This window comes from Dictyoglomus sp. GBS, assembly GCF_055179815.1.
Window position 1 is genome coordinate 1,077,258 of the sequence record NZ_CM143687.1, and the last position, 22,405, is coordinate 1,099,662.

25 protein-coding genes and 5 tRNA genes are annotated in these 22,405 nt (G+C 31.7%); 17 read left to right on the top strand and 13 right to left on the bottom strand.

Annotated features, from left to right (window positions below; genetic code table 11):
* Positions 1-25: 25 nt before the first annotated feature.
* From rpoD to ACY3IT_RS05220, 9 genes are read left to right on the top strand one after another with little or no spacing between them, the layout of a single operon-like run.
* Entirely contained in the window at positions 26-1,051 is a 1,026-nt protein-coding gene (gene rpoD / locus ACY3IT_RS05180) for an RNA polymerase sigma factor RpoD (RefSeq protein WP_463081919.1), read from the top strand.
* A 38-nt stretch (positions 1,052-1,089) separates the two neighbouring features.
* Complete coding sequence (gene infC / locus ACY3IT_RS05185; protein WP_463083627.1) at positions 1,090-1,629, top strand: translation initiation factor IF-3; 540 nt, start codon at positions 1,090-1,092, stop codon at positions 1,627-1,629.
* Positions 1,622-1,822, top strand: a complete 201-nt coding sequence (rpmI, locus tag ACY3IT_RS05190; RefSeq protein WP_463081920.1) for a 50S ribosomal protein L35 — start codon at positions 1,622-1,624, stop codon at positions 1,820-1,822. Before infC ends, rpmI begins: the two co-directional genes overlap by 8 nt.
* An 18-nt stretch (positions 1,823-1,840) precedes the next feature.
* Positions 1,841-2,182 carry a 50S ribosomal protein L20 gene (gene rplT / locus ACY3IT_RS05195; RefSeq protein WP_463081921.1) on the top strand — a complete coding sequence of 114 codons (342 nt, stop codon included), beginning with the start codon at positions 1,841-1,843 and terminating at the stop codon, positions 2,180-2,182.
* Positions 2,183-2,193: 11 nt separating this feature from the next.
* Positions 2,194-3,000, top strand: coding sequence for a TrmH family RNA methyltransferase (locus tag ACY3IT_RS05200; protein ID WP_463081922.1), 807 nt, complete (start codon positions 2,194-2,196; stop codon positions 2,998-3,000).
* Positions 2,993-4,012 (top strand): phenylalanine--tRNA ligase subunit alpha, encoded by a 1,020-nt coding sequence (pheS, locus tag ACY3IT_RS05205; RefSeq protein WP_463081923.1) that lies wholly within the window; start codon positions 2,993-2,995, stop codon positions 4,010-4,012. Before ACY3IT_RS05200 ends, pheS begins: the two co-directional genes overlap by 8 nt.
* 12 nt (positions 4,013-4,024) lie before the next feature.
* Positions 4,025-6,421 (top strand): phenylalanine--tRNA ligase subunit beta, encoded by a 2,397-nt coding sequence (pheT, locus tag ACY3IT_RS05210; protein WP_463081924.1) that lies wholly within the window; start codon positions 4,025-4,027, stop codon positions 6,419-6,421.
* Entirely contained in the window at positions 6,422-8,752 is a 2,331-nt protein-coding gene (locus ACY3IT_RS05215) for an endonuclease MutS2 (RefSeq protein ID WP_463081925.1), read from the top strand.
* A gap of 3 nt (positions 8,753-8,755) precedes the next feature.
* Positions 8,756-9,826, top strand: coding sequence for an LptF/LptG family permease (locus ACY3IT_RS05220; protein ID WP_463081926.1), 1,071 nt, complete (start codon positions 8,756-8,758; stop codon positions 9,824-9,826).
* A 2-nt stretch (positions 9,827-9,828) separates the two neighbouring features.
* Here ACY3IT_RS05220 and ACY3IT_RS05225 read toward each other — a convergent pair whose 3' ends face one another.
* The 11 genes from ACY3IT_RS05225 to ACY3IT_RS05275 all read right to left on the bottom strand — a co-directional run bounded on the left by ACY3IT_RS05225 (position 9,829) and on the right by ACY3IT_RS05275 (position 14,724).
* A complete protein-coding gene (locus ACY3IT_RS05225) occupies positions 9,829-10,293 on the bottom strand; it encodes a 23S rRNA (pseudouridine(1915)-N(3))-methyltransferase RlmH (protein ID WP_463081927.1) in 465 nt (154 codons plus the stop codon).
* Positions 10,293-11,462 carry a S1C family serine protease gene (locus ACY3IT_RS05230; RefSeq protein WP_463081928.1) on the bottom strand — a complete coding sequence of 390 codons (1,170 nt, stop codon included), beginning with the start codon at positions 11,460-11,462 and terminating at the stop codon, positions 10,293-10,295. Before ACY3IT_RS05230 ends, ACY3IT_RS05225 begins: the two co-directional genes overlap by 1 nt.
* A complete protein-coding gene (gene proC, locus ACY3IT_RS05235) occupies positions 11,459-12,277 on the bottom strand; it encodes a pyrroline-5-carboxylate reductase (protein WP_463081929.1) in 819 nt (272 codons plus the stop codon). The genes ACY3IT_RS05230 and proC overlap by 4 nt, the downstream gene beginning before the upstream one ends.
* An 18-nt stretch (positions 12,278-12,295) precedes the next feature.
* Positions 12,296-13,543, bottom strand: coding sequence for a glutamate-5-semialdehyde dehydrogenase (locus tag ACY3IT_RS05240; RefSeq protein WP_463081930.1), 1,248 nt, complete (start codon positions 13,541-13,543; stop codon positions 12,296-12,298).
* Between the two features lie 57 nt (positions 13,544-13,600).
* The gene (locus ACY3IT_RS05245; protein WP_463081931.1) at positions 13,601-13,849 is read right to left on the bottom strand and encodes a putative signal transducing protein; all 249 of its coding nucleotides are present in this window, start codon (positions 13,847-13,849) and stop codon (positions 13,601-13,603) included.
* Positions 13,842-14,255, bottom strand: coding sequence for a SoxR reducing system RseC family protein (locus ACY3IT_RS05250; RefSeq protein WP_463081932.1), 414 nt, complete (start codon positions 14,253-14,255; stop codon positions 13,842-13,844). The genes ACY3IT_RS05245 and ACY3IT_RS05250 overlap by 8 nt, the downstream gene beginning before the upstream one ends.
* Before the next feature lie 18 nt (positions 14,256-14,273).
* Positions 14,274-14,348 (bottom strand) — tRNA-Thr (locus tag ACY3IT_RS05255).
* Between the two features lie 28 nt (positions 14,349-14,376).
* A tRNA-Asp gene (locus tag ACY3IT_RS05260) sits at positions 14,377-14,455 on the bottom strand.
* 27 nt (positions 14,456-14,482) lie between these two features.
* Positions 14,483-14,558, bottom strand: a tRNA-Val gene (locus ACY3IT_RS05265).
* Positions 14,559-14,562: 4 nt separating this feature from the next.
* Positions 14,563-14,640, bottom strand: a tRNA-Glu gene (locus ACY3IT_RS05270).
* Between the two features lie 8 nt (positions 14,641-14,648).
* Positions 14,649-14,724 (bottom strand) — tRNA-Lys (locus ACY3IT_RS05275).
* A 170-nt stretch (positions 14,725-14,894) separates the two neighbouring features.
* Between ACY3IT_RS05275 and ACY3IT_RS05280 the strand changes: the two genes are divergently transcribed.
* A complete protein-coding gene (locus ACY3IT_RS05280; protein ID WP_463081933.1) occupies positions 14,895-15,881 on the top strand; it encodes a Gfo/Idh/MocA family protein in 987 nt (328 codons plus the stop codon).
* On the opposite strand, the gene ACY3IT_RS05285 is transcribed toward ACY3IT_RS05280, so the two are convergent.
* Positions 15,873-17,012 (bottom strand): DUF362 domain-containing protein, encoded by a 1,140-nt coding sequence (locus ACY3IT_RS05285; protein WP_463081934.1) that lies wholly within the window; start codon positions 17,010-17,012, stop codon positions 15,873-15,875. The two genes, ACY3IT_RS05280 and ACY3IT_RS05285, sit on opposite strands and share 9 nt — an antisense overlap.
* 194 nt (positions 17,013-17,206) lie before the next feature.
* Between ACY3IT_RS05285 and rplU the strand changes: the two genes are divergently transcribed.
* From rplU to ACY3IT_RS05320, 7 genes are read left to right on the top strand one after another with little or no spacing between them, the layout of a single operon-like run.
* Entirely contained in the window at positions 17,207-17,521 is a 315-nt protein-coding gene (rplU, locus tag ACY3IT_RS05290) for a 50S ribosomal protein L21 (protein WP_463081935.1), read from the top strand.
* A gap of 19 nt (positions 17,522-17,540) precedes the next feature.
* Positions 17,541-17,801 (top strand): 50S ribosomal protein L27, encoded by a 261-nt coding sequence (rpmA, locus tag ACY3IT_RS05295; protein WP_148807410.1) that lies wholly within the window; start codon positions 17,541-17,543, stop codon positions 17,799-17,801.
* Between the two features lie 8 nt (positions 17,802-17,809).
* Positions 17,810-19,114 (top strand): GTPase ObgE, encoded by a 1,305-nt coding sequence (gene obgE, locus ACY3IT_RS05300; protein WP_463081936.1) that lies wholly within the window; start codon positions 17,810-17,812, stop codon positions 19,112-19,114.
* A gap of 2 nt (positions 19,115-19,116) precedes the next feature.
* Positions 19,117-19,731, top strand: a complete 615-nt coding sequence (gene nadD, locus ACY3IT_RS05305; RefSeq protein WP_463081937.1) for a nicotinate-nucleotide adenylyltransferase — start codon at positions 19,117-19,119, stop codon at positions 19,729-19,731.
* Positions 19,721-20,176: a VOC family protein gene (locus ACY3IT_RS05310; RefSeq protein WP_463081938.1), complete on the top strand. Its 456-nt coding sequence runs from the start codon at positions 19,721-19,723 to the stop codon at positions 20,174-20,176. The genes nadD and ACY3IT_RS05310 overlap by 11 nt, the downstream gene beginning before the upstream one ends.
* A gap of 3 nt (positions 20,177-20,179) precedes the next feature.
* Entirely contained in the window at positions 20,180-20,791 is a 612-nt protein-coding gene (locus tag ACY3IT_RS05315; protein ID WP_463081939.1) for a ThuA domain-containing protein, read from the top strand.
* Positions 20,782-21,810, top strand: coding sequence for a polyprenyl synthetase family protein (locus ACY3IT_RS05320; protein ID WP_463081940.1), 1,029 nt, complete (start codon positions 20,782-20,784; stop codon positions 21,808-21,810). The genes ACY3IT_RS05315 and ACY3IT_RS05320 overlap by 10 nt, the downstream gene beginning before the upstream one ends.
* Here the strand turns inward: ACY3IT_RS05320 and ACY3IT_RS05325 are convergent.
* Positions 21,777-22,394: a YaaC family protein gene (locus tag ACY3IT_RS05325; protein ID WP_463081941.1), complete on the bottom strand. Its 618-nt coding sequence runs from the start codon at positions 22,392-22,394 to the stop codon at positions 21,777-21,779. The genes ACY3IT_RS05320 and ACY3IT_RS05325 overlap by 34 nt on opposite strands.
* Between the last annotated feature and the right edge of the window lie 11 nt (positions 22,395-22,405).

The window sequence follows — 22,405 nt, forward strand, 5'->3', positions numbered from 1 at the left end:
ATTTTTAAGGAGGAGATGATTTTAAATGACTAAGAAAAAGCCTAAAAAAGTAACTCCTGATGAAGTTTTGACGGAATTTCCTTATCCTGAGGATAATATAGAGGAAGTAGAAAAATACTTGGAAGACCATGAATTGATAGATGCAGAAGATTTATTTGTGGATATAAAAGAGGATAGTATACCTGAAACTATTGAGGAAGATTTAGAGCTTCCAGAAGAGATAGAATTAGATGATCCTGTAAAGATGTATTTAAAAGAAATCGGAAAGATTCCATTACTTACCCCAGAGGAAGAGATAGAACTTGCCAAAAGAGTAGAAGAAGGAGATGAAGAGGCTAAGAAGAAACTTATTGAGGCTAACTTAAGGTTAGTAGTAAGTGTAGCCAAAAGATATATTGGAAGGGGTTTATCTTTTTTAGATCTTATACAAGAAGGGAATCTTGGTCTTATTAAAGCTGTTGAAAAATTTGATTGGAGAAAAGGATATAAGTTTTCTACCTATGCTACTTGGTGGATAAGACAAGCAATTACAAGAGCTATTGCTGATCAAGCAAGGACTATAAGAATACCAGTACATATGGTAGAGACAATGAATAAGATACATAAAGTTACAAGACAGCTTACACAGGAACTTGGAAGAAAGCCAACTGAAGAAGAGATTGCAGAAAGGGTAAGGCTTCCTGTAGAAAAGATAAGAGAGATAAGTATGATAGGACAAGAGCCATTATCCTTGGAGATGCCTGTAGGTGAGGATGAAGATAATAGATTGGCTGATTTCGTGGAAAACAAAGGTATGAGTCCTGCTGATATTGCAATTCAAAAATCTTTGAAAAAAGATATAGAGGAATTATTGAATGAGCTTTCTGAGAGGGAAAGGGAGATTCTTAAATTAAGATTTGGGTTAGAAGATAATCAACCAAGAACTTTAGAGGAAGTGGGTAAACTTTTTAATGTAACAAGGGAAAGAATAAGGCAAATAGAAGCCAAGGCCTTGAGAAGATTGCGCCATCCAAGCAGAAGTAAAAAAATAAAAGATTACTTAGAAGAATAATTTTAAGGAGGTGTATTTCAATAGAGAAAGATTATAGAATCAATGAGAAGATAAGAGCAAAGGAGGTAAGAGTAGTAGGGGAAGATGGTAAACAACTTGGTATAATGCCTATTGATCAAGCTATTAAATTGGCGAGAGAAAGACATTTAGATCTTGTAGAAGTTGCACCTAATGCAAATCCTCCTGTCTGTAGAATAATGGATTATGGTAAGTTTAAGTATGAATTAACAAGAAAGGAAAAAGAAGCTAAAAAGAGCCAAAAAATAGCTTCAGAAGTAAAGGAGATCAAGATAAGACCAAATATTGAAGAGCATGATTATCAGGTTAAACTAAAGAAAATAAGGGAATTTCTAGAAAAAGGATATAAGGTAAGACTGATAATACTTTTTAAAGGTAGACAGTTGATTTATAATGAGTGGGGTGATAAACTTTTAGAAAGAATTTTGCAAGACATAGCAGATTTGGGCACAGCAGAAAAGAAAGGACAACAAGTTGGAATGACTATGGTTACAATGCTTGTGCCTACAAAAAAATCTTCAAATAAAAAAGTAGTATTAGAGGAGGTAAAAAATGAGTAAGCTGAAAACAAGATCTTCAGCTGCTAAGAGGTTTAAGGTAACTGCTACTGGCAAAATCTTGCATAAGAAGGCTGGAAAAAGACATAATTTAAGTAAGAAGAGTTCTTCCAGGAAGAGAAGATTAGATATTCCTGGAGAAATTAAAAGTGTTGATCGTTGGAAGGTAGAAAGAAATCTACCATATAGTCTATAAAATAGGGGAGATGAAGAAATGAGAGTTAAAGGTGGTACAATTACAAGAAGAAGACATAAAAAGGTTTTAAAACTTGCAAAGGGTTTTAGAGGAAGAAGAAGCAGAATATTTAAGATAGCTAACCAATCTGTAATTAAAGCTCTTTATGATGCTTATATAGATAGAAGAAGAAAAAAGAGAGACTTTAGAAGACTTTGGATTATTAGAATCAATGCAGCTGTAAGAAAATTTGGCCTTTCTTATAGTAAATTTATGGGACTTTTGAAAAAAGCAAACATTAAATTAGATAGAAAAGTTTTAGCAGATCTTTGTGTTAATGAACCAAAAGTTTTTGAGGAGATTGTAAATCAGGTAAAATAGTAAAATATGAGATGAAATATATCTCCAGCATCTCTAATCCAGAGGTCAAAGAAATTTTAAAGCTTCATGATAAGGAGAAACGCAGAAAGCTAAATAAATGCATAGTTGAGGGCTGGAGATTGATTTTAGATGCGATAAAAAGTGGAGTTTTAATTGAGAAAGTTTTTGTCTCAAAAAGTTATTGGGAAGAAAAAAGGGATGAAATAGAAAAATTAGTTTCCTTTAGTATAATTAGGATTGTAGATGATTCATTAATGAAGAAAATATCGCTTCTAGAAACACCCCCAGGAATTATGGGGGTGTTTCCTTTATTTTTTAGTGAAAAATGGGAGATTTTAAAAGATAAAAATAATATAACGGTTCTTTTTGTGGATAATGTGCAAGATCCTGGGAATCTTGGAACTATTATAAGGGTCTCAGAAGGAGCAGGAGTTACAGCTGTGATTCTTAGTAAAAATACAGTAGATCCTTATAATTATAAGGTGATTAGAGCCTCTACAGGTTCCATATTTAGATTACCCATATGGTTTGCAAATAAAGATGAGATTAAGGAAAAATTTAAAGGATGGAAAGTGATAATTGCAGATCCTAAGGCAGAAAAAATTTATTTTAGAGAAAATCTTGTAGGTTCTTTTTTACTGATTGTAGGAAATGAGGCATGGGGTGTTAAAAAAGAGGAATATTTAGATATGAATCCTATTTTACTAAGAATTCCTCTAAAAAAAGAAGTAGATTCTCTTAATGTTTCAATTGCCACTTCTATTTTTCTTTTTGAAGCTCAAAGACAAAGATATGAAGGGGGAATTATAAATGAATGAAGATTATATTAAGAAGTTTGAAGAGGCAAAGGAAAGAATCATTAGAGCAGAAAATTCAAATGAGCTTGAGGAAATAAAGAGAGAAGTATTAGGGAAGCAAGGTTTTCTTACTCAGCTATTAAGATCATTAGGTAAACTACCTCAGGAAGAAAGAATAAAGCTTGGTAGACTCGTTAATGAATGGAAAGAGGTTTTAGAAAAATTGTATGAAGAAAAGGAAAAAGAATTAAAATACAAAACATTGCAAAATAAGTTGCATCAAGAGAAGATTGATATTACACTTCCTGGAAGAAAAAAAATAGTAGGAAAAATTCACCCCATAAATCAAGTTATAGAAGAGATTTTATCTGTTTTTAAAGAGATGGGATTTCAAGTGGTTTATGGACCGGAATTAGAGACAGATTATTATAATTTTACTGCATTAAATATACCAGAAGATCATCCAGTAAGAGAATCCCATGACTCTTTTTATATTGATAAAGAACATTTATTGAGAACCCAAACTTCACCTGTACAAGTTAGAGTTATGGAAAAGAAAAAACCTCCATTAAGGATTGTTGCCCCTGGTAAATGTTATAGGAGAGATATGCCAGATGCCACTCATAGTCCCATGTTTCATCAAATAGAGGGTTTGGCTGTTGATACAGACATAACTTTTGCAGAATTAAAAGGTGTTCTTACTATTTTTGCTCATAGGTTGTTTGGTAAAGATAGAAAAGTATACTTTATACCAAGTTATTTCCCCTTCACAGAGCCAAGTGCAGAAATGTATGTAGAGTGTGGAGTATGTAAGGGTGAAGGATGTAAGGCTTGTGGATATTCTGGTGTATTAGAAATTCTCGGGTGTGGAATGGTACATCCTCAAGTATTTAGAGTGGTAAATATTGATCCTGAAATATACTCAGGATTTGCTTTTGGTATGGGACCAGATAGAATAGCCATGCAAATATATGGAATAGATGATATAAGGTTGTTTTATGAAAATGATGTAAGATTTTTAAAACAATTTTAAAGGGGGTATAAGATGCTGATCTCATATAGATGGTTAATGGATTATCTAAAAGAGAATGTTCCTGTAAAAGAATTGGTAAATGCATTAAGAAATCTTGGTCTATATGCTACTATTCAAAAAGAGATAGGTAAAAACTGGAATGAGATATTAATTGGAGAGATAAAAGATATAAATAAACATTCTAAATATGATCATCTTTTAGTGTGTAATGTGGATGTACGGGATAAAAATTTAAGTATTGTGACAGGAGCAAAAAATATCAATATTGGTGATAAGGTGCCTGTAGCATTACCCAATACCCAAATATTAGGTGCAACTTTAGAAAAGAGAGATTTTGGAGGCATTATTTCTGAAGGTATGCTCTGCTCAGAATATGAATTAGAATTTTCTGATGATAAAGAAGGAATTATGATTCTACCTCAAGATTTTAAGGTTGGATCAAAATTTAGTGAATATTTTGGGGATGGAGACTATTTGATAGAAATAGAAGTACCATCAAATAGAGGAGATTGTTTAAGTTATATAGGAATTGCAAGAGAAGTATCTGGGTATTTTGGTATTCCTTTAAATTTTGAATATAAGAAACCGAAAGATTCTACTTATTCTATAAAAGAGTTTGCAGAGTGTGAGGTATGGGATTATGAACTTTGCCCTCGTTTTACTTTAAAGTTTATAAAGGGGGTCAAAATAGGTCCTTCTCCTTTATGGTTAAGATGGAAAATAGAAAGAGTTGGACTTAGATCTATAAACAATGTAGTTGATGTTACTAATTATATAATGCTAGAAACAGGCCAGCCTTTGCATGCTTATGATTTTGATCTTATTAAAGGAGGAAAATTAATTGTCAGAAGAGCAAAACAGGGAGAAAAGATTATATTAATAAATGGGGAAGAAAAAGAATTGGATGAAAATGTATTAGTTATAGCCGATGCGGAAAGGGCTGTAGGTATTGGTGGTATTATGGGAGGAAAAGAAACAGAAATAAATGAAAACACTGAAAATGTACTTCTTGAAGCAGCCAATTTTATGCCTGTTAATATTAGAAGAAGTGCAAGAAAATTAGGTTTAAGAACTGATGCTTCCTTGCGTTTTGAAAGAGGTGTAGATATTTATAGGACTGCAGAGATATTAGATTATGCTGCTGAGATGGTAAGATTGGTTGCTGAAGGTGAGATATCAAAAGATAAAATAGATCTGAATCAAGGATTGCCTCCTTTACCAAAAATATTTTTAAGACCTCAAAGAGTAAATAAGATTCTTGGTACAGAATTAAAAGAAAATGAAATTATAGAAATATTATCAAAAATAGAATTTAAAGTTATATCTCATAATCCAATATTAGAGATAGAAATTCCATCTCATAGACAAGATATTAAGGAGGAAATAGATTTAATTGAAGAGGTTGCACGTTTTCATGGATACAATAGCATAGCATCTTTACCACTCCAGAAAGGAATGGTTGTAGATCCACCTTTGGTAGAAGAGATTGTTGAAAGAAAAATAAGAGAACTTCTATCTGATATAGGACTTTATGAGACCATCAATTTTAGTTTTATGTCCTACGAAGATCTTAAAAACTCAGGTGTATTAGACATCTCTCCATTCAATAATTATATAAATATACAAAATCCATTAAGTTTGGAAAACTCTGTATTAAGAACTTCCCTTCTTCCATCTCTTCTGAAGGTTGCTCAAATCAATAATAATAGACAAAATAAAGATGTATTTCTATTTGAAATTGGAAAAGTATTTTACAAAAACACTAGCGGTTATATTGAGGAAAAACATTTGGCAATTTTGCTTTCTGGGGGATGGTATACAAATACATGGAATATACCATATGAGATTAGAAAAGTAGATTTTTATGACTTAAAAGGAATAATAGAACTTCTTTTTGAAAAGATATGGGGTATTAACCCTGATTTTCTAAATAGTACTTATTCTTTTCTACATCCTTTAAGACAAAGCCAAATATCTTTAAATGGAGAAATAATAGGATATCTGGGTGAAGTAAATCCATGGATTACTCAAGAAATGAGTTTAAGGGAGAGAGTGTATTTTTCTGAGATAAATTTAGATAAACTTAATTTTGTAAAAGAAAAGACAAAATATAAACCTATACCAATATATCCTGGTATTAAGCGAGATCTTGCTCTTCTTATTCCAGAAGATATGCAAGTAGTAAACGTAGAAAATGTTATAAGAAAAGTTTCTGGAAATTTATTAAAGAATTTAAATGTTATTGATGTATATAAAGGGGAGAAGATAGAAGAGGGATACAAAAGTGTTACTTTCTCTATGTTTTTTGTTTCGGAAGATTATACCCTTACTGATAATGAAGTAGATGATATTATCAAAAATATACTGTTAAATCTTTCAGAAATAGGAGTGTATTTAAGACAGAAATAAATGGAAAAAGCCTTAAAAGTATTAGAATGGGAAAAGATTATAAAAGAGATAGAAAAAGAGACTGAAACTACAGGTGGAAAAGAGCTAATTTTAAGCTTGAGGCCAATTACAGAGATAGATATTATTAGTAGATGGCATTTATTAAATGAAGAGGCTTTAAAAACAGTCTATTCTTTAGGTTATCCTACCTTTTCTGGAGTAAAAGATTTAAGAAGTTATATTGAGAAGGCAGAGATAGGTGGAATAATATATCCTGAAGAATTTGAGGAGATTGCTAATACATTAGAGACTTTTAAAAAATTGAAAGATTATCAGAATAAAGCTAAAAATTTAGCACCAAATCTATGGGGAAGGAATATATTTGTATTATCAGATCTTTATTCACAGATAAGAAAAGCTATTCAAAATGCTGAAGTACTTGATACAGCGTCTCCTGAGTTAAAGTCCATAAGACAAAAGAAGGAGAGAATCCAACAAAAAATCAAAGAAACTTTAAATAATATTATAAATAAAGATTGGCGTATATATTTACAAGATCAAATTGTTACTATAAGACATGGAAGATATGTGGTTCCTGTAAAACAAGAATTTAAGACTAAAATTTCTGGAATTGTACATGACCAATCTACTTCTGGACTTACAGTATATGTGGAACCTCTTTCTATCGTTGAGTTAAATAATCAGTTAGCTTTATTAGAGGTTGAAGAAAAAAAAGAGATAGAGAAGATACTAAGAAAGCTTTCTTTACAATTCTTAGAACATAAAGAGGAAGTTTTAGAAACCTTAAATACTGCTTTCTATTTGGATTTTGTATATGCGAAAATTAAATGGGCACAAAGGTATAATGCTACAATACCCATTATAGATGAGAATCCTGTAATAATTATAAGGGAAGGCAGACATCCGTTTCTTGGAGAAAAGGCTGTTCCTATAAGTTTAGAAGTAGGAAGAAAATTTAATACCTTAGTTATTACAGGTCCTAATACTGGAGGAAAAACTGTAACATTAAAAACTATCGGTCTTTTTGTACTTTTAAATCAAGCAGGAATTCCTGTACCTGCTAAAGAAGGCACTGCTCTTGGAATATTCAATCAAGTATTTCCAGATATAGGAGATGAACAAAGTATTGAGCAAAATCTTAGTACCTTTTCTTCCCATATGACTAACATAATTTCATTTATAGATTATTTGGAGAAAACTGGAGATAGAAAAGTTTTAGTAATTCTGGATGAACTTGGAGCAGGTACAGATCCACAAGAGGGCGCTGCATTAGCAGTGGCTTTATTGGAGTACTTTCATAGTAAAGATACAATAAATGTTATAGCAACTCACTTTCCTCAGCTTAAGATTTTGGCTTCCAAATATGAAGGTATGGAGAATGCTTCTCTTGAATTTGATGAGAATACTCTTAAACCTTTATATAAAATAAACATCGGAATACCTGGTAAGAGTAATGCACTTTTAATTGCTAAAAAACTTGGTTTGCCAAGAAAAATTTTAGATAGAGCAATGGGTTTTCTAAGTGAAGAAGAAATAGAATTGGAAGAAGTTATAGGAGAATTACAAAGGGGAAGAAGAAAGCTTCAAGAAGAAATAGAAAAAGTAGAAAAGATTAGGAAAGAGTTACAGGAGGAGAAAAGAAAAATAGAAGAAGAGAAGAGGAGTATACAAAAAGAAAAGGAAGAGTTAAAGGATAAACAGAAAAAGGAGATAATGGAGGAATTAATGGAGGTAGAGAATAAAGTAAAAAATATAATTAGGGAATTGCAGAAAGGGAATATTAGTATGAAAGAGGCACAGAAACTTCAAGAAGATATAAGATTAATTAAAAAGGAGCTTATCTCTCAAGAGGAATTTGTTAATATAGAATATATTCCTCAAGAAGGAGATAGAGTAAGGATTAAAAATACAAAAAAAGAAGGTATAGTACTGGATATAGATAGAGAGAAAAAAATAGTTACAGTACAAGTGGGAATTATAAAAATAAACATTCCTTGGAATGAATTAGAGCAGGTTATATCAAAGGAGGAACATATTATTAATAAATATGTATATATACAAAGAGATAATAAAGAGAATGTTCCTTCTGAGCTTAATATAAGAATGATGACTGTAAATGAGGCATTAGAAGAATTGAAAAAATATTTAGAAAAGGCCTTTTTAGCTGGATTAAGAAGAGTAAGAATAATTCATGGGAAAGGTACGGGTAAATTAAGAAATGCTGTTCACGAATATTTAAAAAGTGTACCCTATGTAAAAGAATTTTATTTAGCCTCACTAGCGGAGGGAGGAGAAGGGGCTACAATTGCCATATTGGAAAGCCCCGTTTAGGCTTTGAAAATAATTTCTCAATATTTTCTCAAAAATTTTATACCTGTGTTTATTGTGGGAGTTTTACTTTTTTCTACCATCCTAATTATTTCTCCCCTTTTTAGTATTATGGATTTGGTTATAGCTCGTTCGGTACCTTTAGATTTAGCTTTTCAGATTTTTCTGACAAAGATTCCCCCATACTTAACTTATACTTTTCCTATGGCTATATTTCTCGCAGTTATCTTTGTTATAGGCCAATTTAGTGAACATGGAGAAATTATGGCAATGAAAGCTTCAGGAGCTTCTATAAGATATTTTTTGCCTGCTATACTTATTTTGTCTTTTTCTGTACAGATTATTATGTTTTATTTTAATGAGATCCTTTCTCCTAAGGCCTATGAAAGAGAAAAAATATTATTAAGCAAGGTATATAATACAGTATTAGTTCCTGCACGTGAGGATGTATTTTTCAATGAAAATCATAATTTCTACTTTTTCAGAAAAGTGGATCCTAAAAATAAAAAATTTGAGGATATACTATTAATTCAATTTTTAGAAGATGGGAAGATAAAATTAATTATGTCTGCTAAAAGGGCATATTTCAATGAAGACGTGGGTTGGAGATTTCAAGATGGAGAGATATATGCACTTAATGATAATGGGGAAATGATTTTTCAAGGAAAATTCAAGGAACAAAAGGTTAATCTGACTAGAAATCCAGAACAATTAACACCTTCATCAAAGCCTATTGATGAAATGAGTATTTTTGAGATTATAAATCAGATAAAACTTTTTGAAGGAATTGGATTAAATACAAGAAATCTAAAGACAGAGTTTCATATAAGAATTGCTCTCCCTTTTACTTGTCCAATTTTTGCAATTTTAGCTCTTGGATTAGGCCTTCAGATGGGAAAAGGTGGTAGATCTCTTTCTTTTGGTTTAAGCGTTATTTCTATTTTTGTGTATTACATATTATTTTCTATAGGAAGATCTCTTGCCAAGGCAGGGATTATTTCTTACTTTTTAGGAGCATGGTTAGGAAATATAATCTTTTTAATCTTAGGTATGTATCTTCTTACAAAGAGGAAATAATCTTAATAATGATAAGGTTCGTTTTTTAAAATTTTTATTCCTCTGTATATCTGTTCTAATAGGATTAATAATGCAAATTCATGAGTGAAGGTCATTTTGGAAAGTGATAAGATAAGATTACTGGATTTTTTAATGTCTTCTGGTATTCCGTATATTCCTCCGATAATAAAGATTATTTCATTATTTTGAGAAATTTTGTCTGAATCAAAAAGCTTATAAGCAAATTCTTCAGAGGATAATTCTTTGCCTTCTTTATCTAAGGATATAATATATTTTTTATCTTTAATTATTTTTTTTATAATTTCTCCTTCTTTTGATAAAGCAATTTCCTTAGGTAAATTGGAGAAATTTTGTAGATATTCGATGTCTATATTAAAAAAGGGTAGGAGCCTTTTTCTATATTCATGGACTCCTACCCTGATAAATTCATTTCTTATTTTTCCTACTAATAAAATCTTAATTTTCACTATCCGGATATGTCTTCTGGCATTGCTTCTAACTTAATTTTAACAGTATATTCCTTTCCATTTCTTATGTATGTTATTTCTACCACATCTCCTACTTTTCTTTTTTGTATTTCTGACCTTAGTTCTTCCATACTATCTACACTTTTTCCGTCAATTTTAGTGATGATATCTCCACCTACAATTATTTGAGTACCATCAACATAAATGACTCTGTTTCCTCCTTTTAAGCCAGCTTTATCAGCAGGACTTCCAGGTACTACTTCTGCTATAACTACTCCTTTATTTACAGGGAACTTAATATAATCCAACATATCAGAAGTAATAGCATATCCTCTTATACCTATCCATGGGTAAGTAATTTTTCCTTCTTTAATTAATTTGTTTGCAATTTGTTTAGCTTTGTTAATTGGTATTGCAAACCCAATTCCTTGGGCATCACTTTTTATTGCAGTATTTATACCTATAACTTCTCCCTTTATATTTATAAGTGGTCCACCACTATTTCCAGGGTTAATAGCAGCATCTGTTTGAATAAGATTTTCAAGTCTTACTCCATTAGGTTCAATAATGGTTCTGTTAAGAGCACTAACTATTCCTAAGGTGACTGTCCTATTAAGACCATAAGGGTTTCCTATAGCTATGGCAAATTGACCTGGTTCTAATTTATCAGAATCTCCTAAGGGCAGATAAGGAAGATTTTCAGCATCTATTTTGATTACTGCTAAATCTGATCTTTTATCATATCCTATTACCTTACCTGTATATTTTTTACCTTCCGATAGTGTAACTTCTATTTTTCTTGCTCCTTCTACCACATGATAGTTTGTAAGAATGTACCCCTTAGGATCTATGACGAAGCCTGAACCTACTCCTGACTGAGGATATACTCCAAAGAAAAAGTCTTCAACTAAAGTAATAGTACTTATGTTTACTACTGCTGGCATTGTCTTTTTAACAATAGCTACTACATCTTTTTCAAAAGATCCTAATGCACTTGGTACATAAACCTCTTGAGTGGGAAGAATATTATTGGATATTTCTGTGGATGATGTTTTATTTTTATTACTAACTAAATAGTAACCTCCAACAGTTCCAATTAAGCCACCTATTATAGCTCCCAAGATGAAAATAATAAGTATAACCTGCCATATTCCTCTTTCTCTTCTCATAGCAGTCCCTCCTTAATCTCATTAGTTATTTCAGAGCCTCTATTTTTGGATGACGTTATAGCATTCATAATTATTCCAATAATTCCTTCATTATATAGAACTTCAAGTCCCATGATGGTTGTGCCAGCAGGTGATGAGGTCATTCTAATTATATCTTCAAAGGTTAGATTTTTACTCTTAATATACTCCAATACTCCCTCGAAAAGTTGAATAACTATCTCTTTTGATATATTATATGGTATCCCACCTTTTACACCTGATAATGTAAAACCTTGTAAAATTAAAGCAACAAAAGCTGGACCACTTCCCGTAAGAGCAGTTACTGTATCAAAATATTTTTCAGGCAAAATCCATACTTTTCCAGTTGTTTCAAAAAGACTTTTAGTAAACTTAATATCTTCCTCTTTTGCTTCTGAATATGTAATCGCTATTGTTCCTTTATTAACAGTACAGGGAAGATTAGGCATTACTCTAATAATACTTCTTGCTTCTTTTATATATTTAGATATTAAGGAAATAGGAATACCAGCTGCTATTGATATTATTACATGATGGGATTTTATATGTGGAGAAATTTCTTGAAGTACCTCTTTGAAGTTTTGTGGTTTTATAGCTAAAAGAATATATTCACAATTATTCACCGTATATACATTATCTGAAACCACCCTTATTTCATATTTTTCTGTTAAACATTTTTTTCTCTCTTCAAGAGGTTCTGAGACTAATATATCTTCTTTTTTTAAAAAGGAAGAGGAAAGTATACCCGAGAGAATAGCTTCTCCCATCATTCCTCCACCAATAATACCAAGTTTCATATTACTTCTCCTTTCTTTTTATTCTCTTATCTGACCTTCTCCAAAGATGATATATTTAGTGGTGGTCAGCTCCTTTAATCCCATAGGTCCTCTTGCATGTAGTTTTTGAGTAGATATTCCTATCTCTGCACCGAGCCCAAATTCTCCACCATCAGTGAATCTAGTAGATGCATTAACATAAACAGCAGCTGCATCAACTCTTTGCAGGAAAGTCATTGCTTTATGATAATCTTTTGTTATAATAGCTTCTGAGTGTTTTGTATTGTATTTATTTATGTGTTCTATAGCTTCCTCCAAAGAATTTACTACTTTTATTGCAATAATAAGATCTAAATATTCAGTGTACCAATCTTCTTCTGTAGCTAAAATTGCATCTTTTATAATTTGACATGTTTTTTCACAACCTCTAATCTCCACATTATATTTTCTTAAGTCTTCAACTATTAATGGTATGAATTTATCTGCAATATTTTTGTGAATAAGAAGCTTTTCAATAGCATTACAAACAGATGGTCTTTGAACTTTTGCATTTATTATTATTTTTCTCGCCATATCAAAATCAGCATCTTCTTCTACATATATATGATTATTTCCTGCGCCAGTTTCTATGACAGGTACCTTAGATATATTCATTACATATTTAATAAAATTTGCACTTCCTCTCGGTATGACCACATCTATATAATCTCTCATTTGAAGAAGTTTTTCTACAGCTGAGTGTTCTGGTGTCTCTATAATTTGGATACTTTCTGGGGGTACTTCTGATTCTGATAATGCTTCCTTCATTATATTAGCAAGAACAATATTTGAATATAAGGCATCTGAACTTCCTCTTAGAACTATAGAATTTCCCGATTTTATTGCTAAAATTGCTCCATCAACAGTTACATTTGGTCGTGCTTCGTAGATTAAAGCTAAAACACCAATAGGTACTCTCATCTGTCCTACTAGTATCCCATTAGGCCTTTTTTGCATAGAAATAATTTCTCCAACTGGATCTGGCAGTTTAATTACATCTTCAATGCTTCGAACAATGTCTTTTAGACGTTTCTCATTGAGAAGTATTCTGTCCATTAATGCTTTACTTAAGCCTTTTTCTTCTCCTCTTTTTAGATCTTTTTTATTTTCCTCCAATATTATTGGAATATTTTTTTCTATACCTTCTGCTATTTTTCTTAATGCTTCATTTTTTGCCTTGGTTTTGAGTAATGCTAATTTATAACTTGCAGCTTTAGCTTCTTGTAATTTCTTTTCCATATTCTCCATCTTTTCTCACCCCAGAACTTAAAATTTTTCTGATTATAAAAAGGTTAATAAATTAAGTCAATTATTATCTATGTTTTCTTCTTCTATAACTCTTTTAGCCTCTTCAAACTCGTTTTCTGGTACTATTATGTAAACAGGTAATCCTCTGCCCATATATACAGGATCTGTGTAGGGAAAAGAGGAAGATAAAATTTGAGGATGTAAACCTGAAGTGGTTAATAAGTTATATACTAATTCACCAATTATATAGTTTGGTGCAGTTATGAGTAATTTATATCCCTTTGGAGGCTTAAAATCTTTAAACAACTTTTTTAGCCACCATAATATATTGTTGTTTTTTACTTAACTTACGATCTAAAAATCTTACCAAAATATAACCAAGAGCCATTAATAAGAAGCCTAAGATTAGTCCAAAAAGTTGAGGGTCAAAATGTATTTTGGGATTGAATAAGTATCCCAAAATAACGCCAATAATGAAAAGAATTAAAGGTAATCCGTATATTAAAAATAAGGCCTTATAATATTTTTTTCTTTCTATCTCAATAACGACTGTTTCGCCAACTTTTGCGTTACAATTATCTAAGGCATCAAGATAAAAGTTATATGTACCTTCCGAATGACAAAGACCACATATCTTACACGTAGAGGTAGGGTTTAATTCTATCTTTAAAATATTACCCTTTTTATCTACAACCTTGCCAAATTCAACCATATAAATAACACCTTCTTATGGAGCCGGAGGCCGGATTCGAACCGGCGACATGCCGATTACGAATCGGCTGCTCTGCCTCTGAGCTACACCGGCCCTCAAGGTTCAATTTACTATAAAAAAATGGCGGGGTCGACGGGATTCGAACCCGCGGTCTCCTGCGTGACAGGCAGGTGTGTTAAACCGGGCTACACCACGACCCCACATTATATATTATATCATTTTTTTTATGGTGGGCGGAGCAGGACTTGAACCTACGACCTCCTGCTTGTAAGGCAGGCGCTCTAACCACTGAGCTATCCGCCCACTTTGGCGCCCTCAGGGGGATTCGAACCCCCGTCACCGCCTTGAAAGAGCGGTGTCCTAGGCCGGGCTAGACGATGAGGGCCCTTTCATTGGTGAGCCGCACAGGAATCGAACCTGTGACCCCCTGATTAAAAGTCAGGTGCTCTACCGACTGAGCTAGCGGCTCACACAGGTATTTTTATATACTATATTATTGATAGTTTGTCAACATCTCAAATGTACAATTTATCTTCTGATCTTTCCAAGCTGTATTTTATCAAAAATTATGAGATTTTTCAATGATCATTTCTAAGATATAATAATCATAGAAATTATCTATTTAGGAGGTAAAAAGTAATGAAAATAGTCATTATAGGTGGTTCTGGACATATAAATTACGTGATGGAAGGATTAAAGGAAATTACAGATTATAAAATTGTTGGTGTTGCTCCTGGATCATATGGTGAGGATATAAGCAAAGTTTTAGAAACGATAAAAGCTCTTCCTTATAAGGTAAATGTGTATGATAATTATGAGAAGATGATAGAAGAAACTAAGCCTGATATAGCAGTAGTTGCTTGTCATTTTGGAGACATTGCAAGGTTAAATATGAAAGTATTGAAGTATGGTTGTCATGTTTTTAGTGAGAAACCATTAGCTACTACCATGGAAGATCTAGAAAATCTGAAGAAAGTTTATTATGAATCCAATAAACATCTATGTGCTATGTTTGGAATAAGATACAAATCATGGTTTCTAACAGCTTGGCATAAAATTCAAGAAGGTGTAATAGGTAATATTAGATTAATAAACACTCAAAAATCTTACAAATTAGGGAATAGACCAGAGTTTTATAAACACAGGGAATCTTATGGGGGGACAATTCCATGGGTAGGAATTCATGCTATTGATTGGATTTATTGGTTTACCAATAAGAAATTTAAAAAAGTATATGCTACTCACTCAAGAAAATATAACAAAGATAATGGGGATTTAGAGGTCACAGCTCTTTGTTTTTTTACTTTGGAAAACGAAATATTTGCTTCTTTAAGCATTGATTATTTAAGACCATCTAATGCTCCAACTCATGATGATGATAGAGTAAGAATTGTGGGTACGGATGGTATAATAGAAATCATTTTTAACAAAGTATTTTTAATAAACGAGAAGTATAAAGGTGAAGAGTTACTACTTATGCCAGGAAAAAGGATCTTTGTGGATTTTATCAATGAAATAATGGGGAAGGGAAAATGTATGGTTAGGCCAGAAGATTCCTTCTATGTTACTGAGGTAGCTATTAAGGCAAGAGAATCGGCAGATAGCGATAAAATTATATTACTTTAAATTTTTAATATCCTTTATTGCTTGCTTTGCCATATTAGCTCTTGGGGGACAACCTTGTACATATAGTCCTCTATCTCTATATGGAAAAGTGCAATTCCCAAAAAGAATGATTTTATCTGTCAGTTTAAATTTGTCCAAATCTTCAACAGGGCCTAATACTATAGTTACATCTGAAAGATCAACATCTGGATAGTTTTCAATGATGTCTGAGAGACCACTGCTTACTGCCCTTTTACATCCCTGGCATGCCTTAAATGGATCTATTATATTTATTCTGTCCCTAAAATTTTCATAGTCTATGATTGGCAAAGCAATATTTTTTCTCCATTCTAAAGATTCTATAGATTCACCAACAAGTTCTATATTCCCCATATCTATAGGTCCAAGTCCTAAGTCATTTGCTAATGTTAGGTGTCTTATATTGTGAGGATCAGCATTTAATATTAATGCTGATACAGAATCTACAGCAACTACATTATCTCCAGCAATCAATGTATTACTCTCTATTCCATATCCTGTAACTGGGAAATTTCCAACTATAGTATGTATTGCAGTAGAAATTACAAGATTACTTCTTCTAAAATAGTTAAGATCTACAATTGCATCCTCTAATCCAGAAAGGTGTATCAAAAGAGTTGTTTCCTTAGGCATAATTCCCATTATGTTTTTCATACCATTTGATATAATAGTTAAGGCATGAAATCTCAGACCAGGTACATTTATAAATACATCACATTCTTCTACAATTTTAGGTATGGGAACAGCTGTTTTTATAACTCTGGCATTAGGTAATACCCTTAAATTAAAATGAGTGTCATCAAAGCATACTACTTTTGCTATATCTATTTTCTCTTGAGGATACCATTTATAAACACTAGGTGTTCTCTCTCCTATATATACCTCTTTTGCTCCTTGCTCTTTACATAACCTTGCTATGGAAAGAACCACATCAGGGTCTGAAATAAAACCTTTCTCTTCCTTACTTATAAAGGCATTTGGTTTTATTAGAACAACATCACCTGACTTTACAAATTTATCAATTCCGCCAATAAGATCTATCGCATCTCCAACAGCATTATATATATTTTTATTAGTTGTTCTCACTATACTAACCTTACTTTTTTGGTTCATATTATTTACCTCCATTTTCATAATTTGCAAAATATATGTATAAAAGTAAAAGCTTATTAAAGTATAGAATTATATAACTAAAGTTGTCAAATTTTATTTTCTAATCTTGAAATCTTGACAAATACTTGTATAAAGTGATAAATTGTAATGTTAATTCATTTAAAATATCAACTTTTGTAAGGAGGTTATAGGGAATGTTTGCTATAGTGGAAACAGGAGGGAAACAATATAAAGTAAGTGTAGGAAGCTTAGTTAATGTGGAAAAAATAAAAGCAAATGTGGGTGAAGAGGTAGTATTGGATAAAGTTCTATTGGTAAGTAAAGAGGATAACGTTTTGGTAGGAAAGCCATACGTAAATGGTGCTAAGATTAAGGCAAAGGTAGTTAGGCAGGATAAATATCCAAAAGTAATTGTATTTAAGTTCAAAAGAAAGAAACATTATAGAAGAAAGTATGGTCATAGACAGCCGTTTACACAACTCTTAATACAAGAAATAGTAATACCTTAAAAATAGGAGGTGAAAATAAATGGCTCACAAAAAATCAGGTGGAGCAAGTAGAAATGGTAGGGATAGTAATCCTAAATATTTGGGAGTAAAGAGATTTGAGGGGCAGTTGGTGGATGCTGGAAATATATTAGTTAGACAGAGAGGTACAAAGATTTATCCAGGTATAAATGTGGGTTTGGGTAAAGATTTCACTCTTTATGCATTAAAACCAGGTATTGTTAAGTTTTCTGTAAAACATGGCAGAAAATATATAAATGTTCTCCCTGTTTCTCAAAATTAATCCAAGGTATGTTTATAGACCGGGCAAAAATATATATTAAAGCAGGTGATGGGGGTAACGGATGTATTGCTTTTCGTAGAGAAAAGTATGTGCCCAAAGGAGGACCTGCTGGTGGTGATGGTGGTAAGGGTGGAGATGTAATTATAGAAGCTGATGAGAATTTGGATACTCTGCTCGATTTCCATTATAAACGTCATTATTATGCTGAGAGAGGAGAGCACGGAAAAGGTAAAAATCAAAAAGGAAAAGATGGAAGGGATTTAATTATTAAAGTTCCAGTAGGAACTTTAATTTTTGATGCTGAAACAGGAGAATTACTAGGGGATTTGACATTCCATGGGCAAAGAATAGTAGTAGCAAAAGGTGGTAAGGGTGGTAGAGGTAATGCTAATTTTGCAACCTCTACAAGACAGACCCCTTATTTTGCAGAAAAGGGAGAAAAAGGAGAGGAAAGGTGGCTATATTTAGAATTAAAACTTTTAGCTGACGTAGGACTTGTGGGCTTGCCAAATGCGGGTAAATCAACTCTTCTTTCAAAAATAACTAATGCAACTCCAGAAATTGCTCCCTATCCTTTCACAACAAAATTCCCTAATCTTGGTGTTGTGGATAGAGGAGATTTTACATTTACTGTAGCAGATATTCCAGGAATCATAGAAGGAGCTCATGAAAACAAGGGAATGGGAGATGAATTTTTAAGACATATTGAGAGAACATCAGTTCTGGTTTTTGTTCTTGATGGAAGTGATTTGGAGAATCCTCTACAAAAAGCATATGAAATATTACAAAAAGAGTTAAGTCTTTATAGCCCAAAACTTCTTGAAAAACCGAGGATTATTGTAATCAATAAAATTGATTTACCAGAGACTCAAGAAAGAATGAAAGAAATTAAAGAATGGCTTAAAAGCTTAAGTATACCTTATATCTTTATCTCAGCCAAAGAGGGAATAAATGTAGATAAGTTTTTAGAAATGTTAGAAAAATATGTGAAAGAAAAGAAGAAAGATATTCCTGCTATTGACTTAGATAAAGAGATTTCTAATAAAGAATTAATTAAAGAGTTAGAGGTACCATTACTTGAGAAAAATGAAGAAAATATATGGGTACTTAAAGATGATAAAACTGAAAAAATAGCTAATAAATTAGATCTTTATAATCCGCAAGCCTTTGCCTATTTTTCTAATTATATTAAAAGACGAGGAATTATAAAACTTTTGAATAAATATAGAGTGTCTGATGGGGATATAGTTAAAATAGGAGATTACATGTTTATATTTGATAAAAAAAATAATTCTTTAATATTGAAGGGATAACTATGAAGAGAATTGGCGTTTTAGGAGGTACTTTTGATCCTATTCATTATGGACATCTCTGGTTTGCAGAATATGCAAGAGAAAAATTTCATTTAGATAAGGTATTTTTTATACCTAATAAGATACCACCCCATAGAGAAATTCCAGAAGCTACCTCAAAACAAAGATATGAGATGGTTATGTTAGCTATTCTTAATAATCCTTATTTTGAGGTATTACCTATAGAGCTTGAAAGAGAAGGTGTTTCTTACACTATTGACACTTTAAAAGATCTATCTTCTCTTTTTTATAATACGGAGATGTATCTTTTACTGGGACAAGATGCATTTAAATATTTTCTAACTTGGAAGGATCCTTATGATATTTTGGGACTTTCAAAAATAGTTATTGGAAGTAGAGGAGAAAATTATTTTTCCGAAGAGATTAAGGAGCTTTTTGAAAAATTTGAAGATAGAATCTTTTTTCTGGAATTTCCATATTTCCCAATTTCGGCAAGAGAGATTAGGGACAGAATAAAAAAAGGGTTGTCTATTAAATACTTGGTACCAGATCTTGTAGAAAATTATATAATTAAAAATAGAATATATTGTAAGGAGGAAAAGGAAAATGGTGAATGATATTTTAGGTACTGATGTAGTGGTTCAGATAGGTATAATTGTGAGAGATATTGAAAAGGCAGTAGAGGAATATTCTAAAATTTTTGGGGTTGAAAAACCTGAAATTATTATCACTGATGTCTATGAAAAAGCTAAGACACAATATAAAGGAAATCCTACACCAGCAAGGGCTAAGCTTGCTTTCTTTAAAAATTTTAAGAACGTAGAGATAGAACTTATTGAACCGGATGAAAATCCTTCTACTTGGAGAGAGTTTTTAGATACTCATGGGGAAGGGGTACATCATTTAGGATTTTTAGTAAAGGGTACGAAAAAGATAATAGAGGATTTTAAGAAAAATGGGATAGAAGTTGCTCAGCAAGGCTACTATACAGGTGGTATGTATACTTATCTTGATTCATTTGAAAGAATAAAATTTATAATAGAACTTTTGGAGAATTTTTAGAAAATGAGGAGAATTCTTGCAATATTAGGGGATTTTTATCATCCTGAAGTTTATTTGAAAGAAGTCTTAGAAAAAGTAAAAAATAAAGAGGACTATATTGATTATATAATTCCAGATGATTTTCCTATTAATTTAAAAAATTATCATCTAATTATTTTGGGAAGGGAAAATAGAATAGGGCAAGATAAAGACAAAGTTTGGATGCGAAAAGATATAGAAAGTAATATACAAAATTATATATTAGAAGGAGGAAAATTTTTAGTCTGGCACTCTGGTCTTGCCTCCTATGATCCAGAAAGTCTTTTTGTAAAAGATATATTAAAAGGTTATTTTAAATATCATCCTGAAAGAGGGAAAGTAGAATATTTCGGAAAATCGCCTAAGGATGGGAAAAATATAAATTTTGAGCTTCTTGATGAACACTATTTTGTATATTGTGATAAAGGAAGAACAAATGTTTTTCTTTATTCCAAATCCTTAAATGGGGAATCCATAGCAGGATGGTATCATTGTTATGGTAATGGAAAGGTGGTATGTATAACACCTGCTCATAACGAAGCTTTATCAGATAAACATTTTTTGGAATTTTTTAAAGAATTAATGGAATGGATATGAACGAAATTCAAAAATATCTTCTTCAAATAGAGAAAAGATTACAAGAAAATTGGAATAAGTTTTCATCAGAGGTTCCAGTTCATTTTATTACTGCATACCATATGGGCTGGGTGGGTGAAAACTTTCAGCCTCTTATGGAGTTTAAAGGTGGAAAAAGATTAAGACCTCTTTTTTGTGTATTAATAAATCAATCCTTAGGTGGTGATCTTGACTCTGTTTTAGATATAGCATCCTCTTTAGAATTTCTTCATAATTTTTCTCTTGTTCATGATGATATTCAAGATAGAGATGAGAAAAGACATGGAAGATGGACTGTATGGAAAATTTGGGGAGAAGCTCAAGCTATAAATGTGGGAGATCTTTTATTTGATATGACATTTCAGGTTCTATCTAATTTAAATCCTCAGCTTCTTGCTAAAACCCTATCAACTATTACTGAGACTATAAGAGAACTTATAGAAGGTCAATATCTGGATTTATTGTTTGAAAAAAAGAAAGAAGTATCTCTTAAAGAATATCTTATTATGATAGAGAAAAAGACAGCTAAACTTTTTTCTACAAGCTTCTATTTAGGAGCTTATTCAGCAATTTATAAGGAGGATATAGCAAAAATCTTCCAAGAGATTGGTAGAGATTTTGGATTGTTCTTCCAGATAGCTGATGATGCTATGGGAATTTGGGGTGATCCAAATAAAACAGGAAAGAACACCTTTAATGACCTTTTACGACGGAAGAAAACTTATCCTGTATTGTACTTATATTCGGAGGCTTCAGATAAGGAAAGAATGATGTTAGAAGAAATATGGATGAGGGAAAGATTATCTGAGAGGGATATTTTATATATAATTGAGCTTTTAGATAAAAAAAGGGTAAAAGAAGCTACCTTTAATATTGCTGAAAAATACTTTGACAAAAGTTATAATAAGCTAATGAGTTTTAAAGATCTTTATAATATTTCTCTAATTAAGGATCTTTTTGAAAGCTATTATAAATTAATCTTCTCTCTCCAAAGATCATAAATCTCTCTTCCTACAATTTTTAAATAGGTATTCAATTCTCTTGAGAAAGAAGATTTTTCATATGCCCATCCCCACTTTTGAGGTTCATATCTTGCTAGCATAGATAGAAGAAATAGAATAAGATAATGGACAGCTAAAGGTTCTAATGAGGTTTTTTTTTTTTCGAGAAAGAGGAAGAGATCTCCTAAGGTGTATTTTTCACCCTCGGGAAGAGCATGGGAAGATATAGATTTGTAAAAAGTAGGAAAAAGACCTTTTTCCTTAACGAGAACTGTTTCATTTTTAGGATCATAGTTTTTAGTCCAATCTATGGATTTTTCTCCAGCTACTCTTACTGTAAGTCCATGTAAAACCTCTCTTGGTATAATCTTGGAGTTTTTCAAAATTATAATTTTGGCTAATGCTACTATACCATAGAAAAAGAGAAGAGGAGAGACAAAATAGTCAGATTTTTCAGCTATTTCCAGATTACTTTTTGCTTGTATTAAGGTATAGTGCAGAAAAAGACGCTCTCCTTCTCCTATATCCTTAGAAAGGATATTTTCGTAATTTATTATATCTTTATAAGGAGAGCGTCTTAACATATTACTTTTGG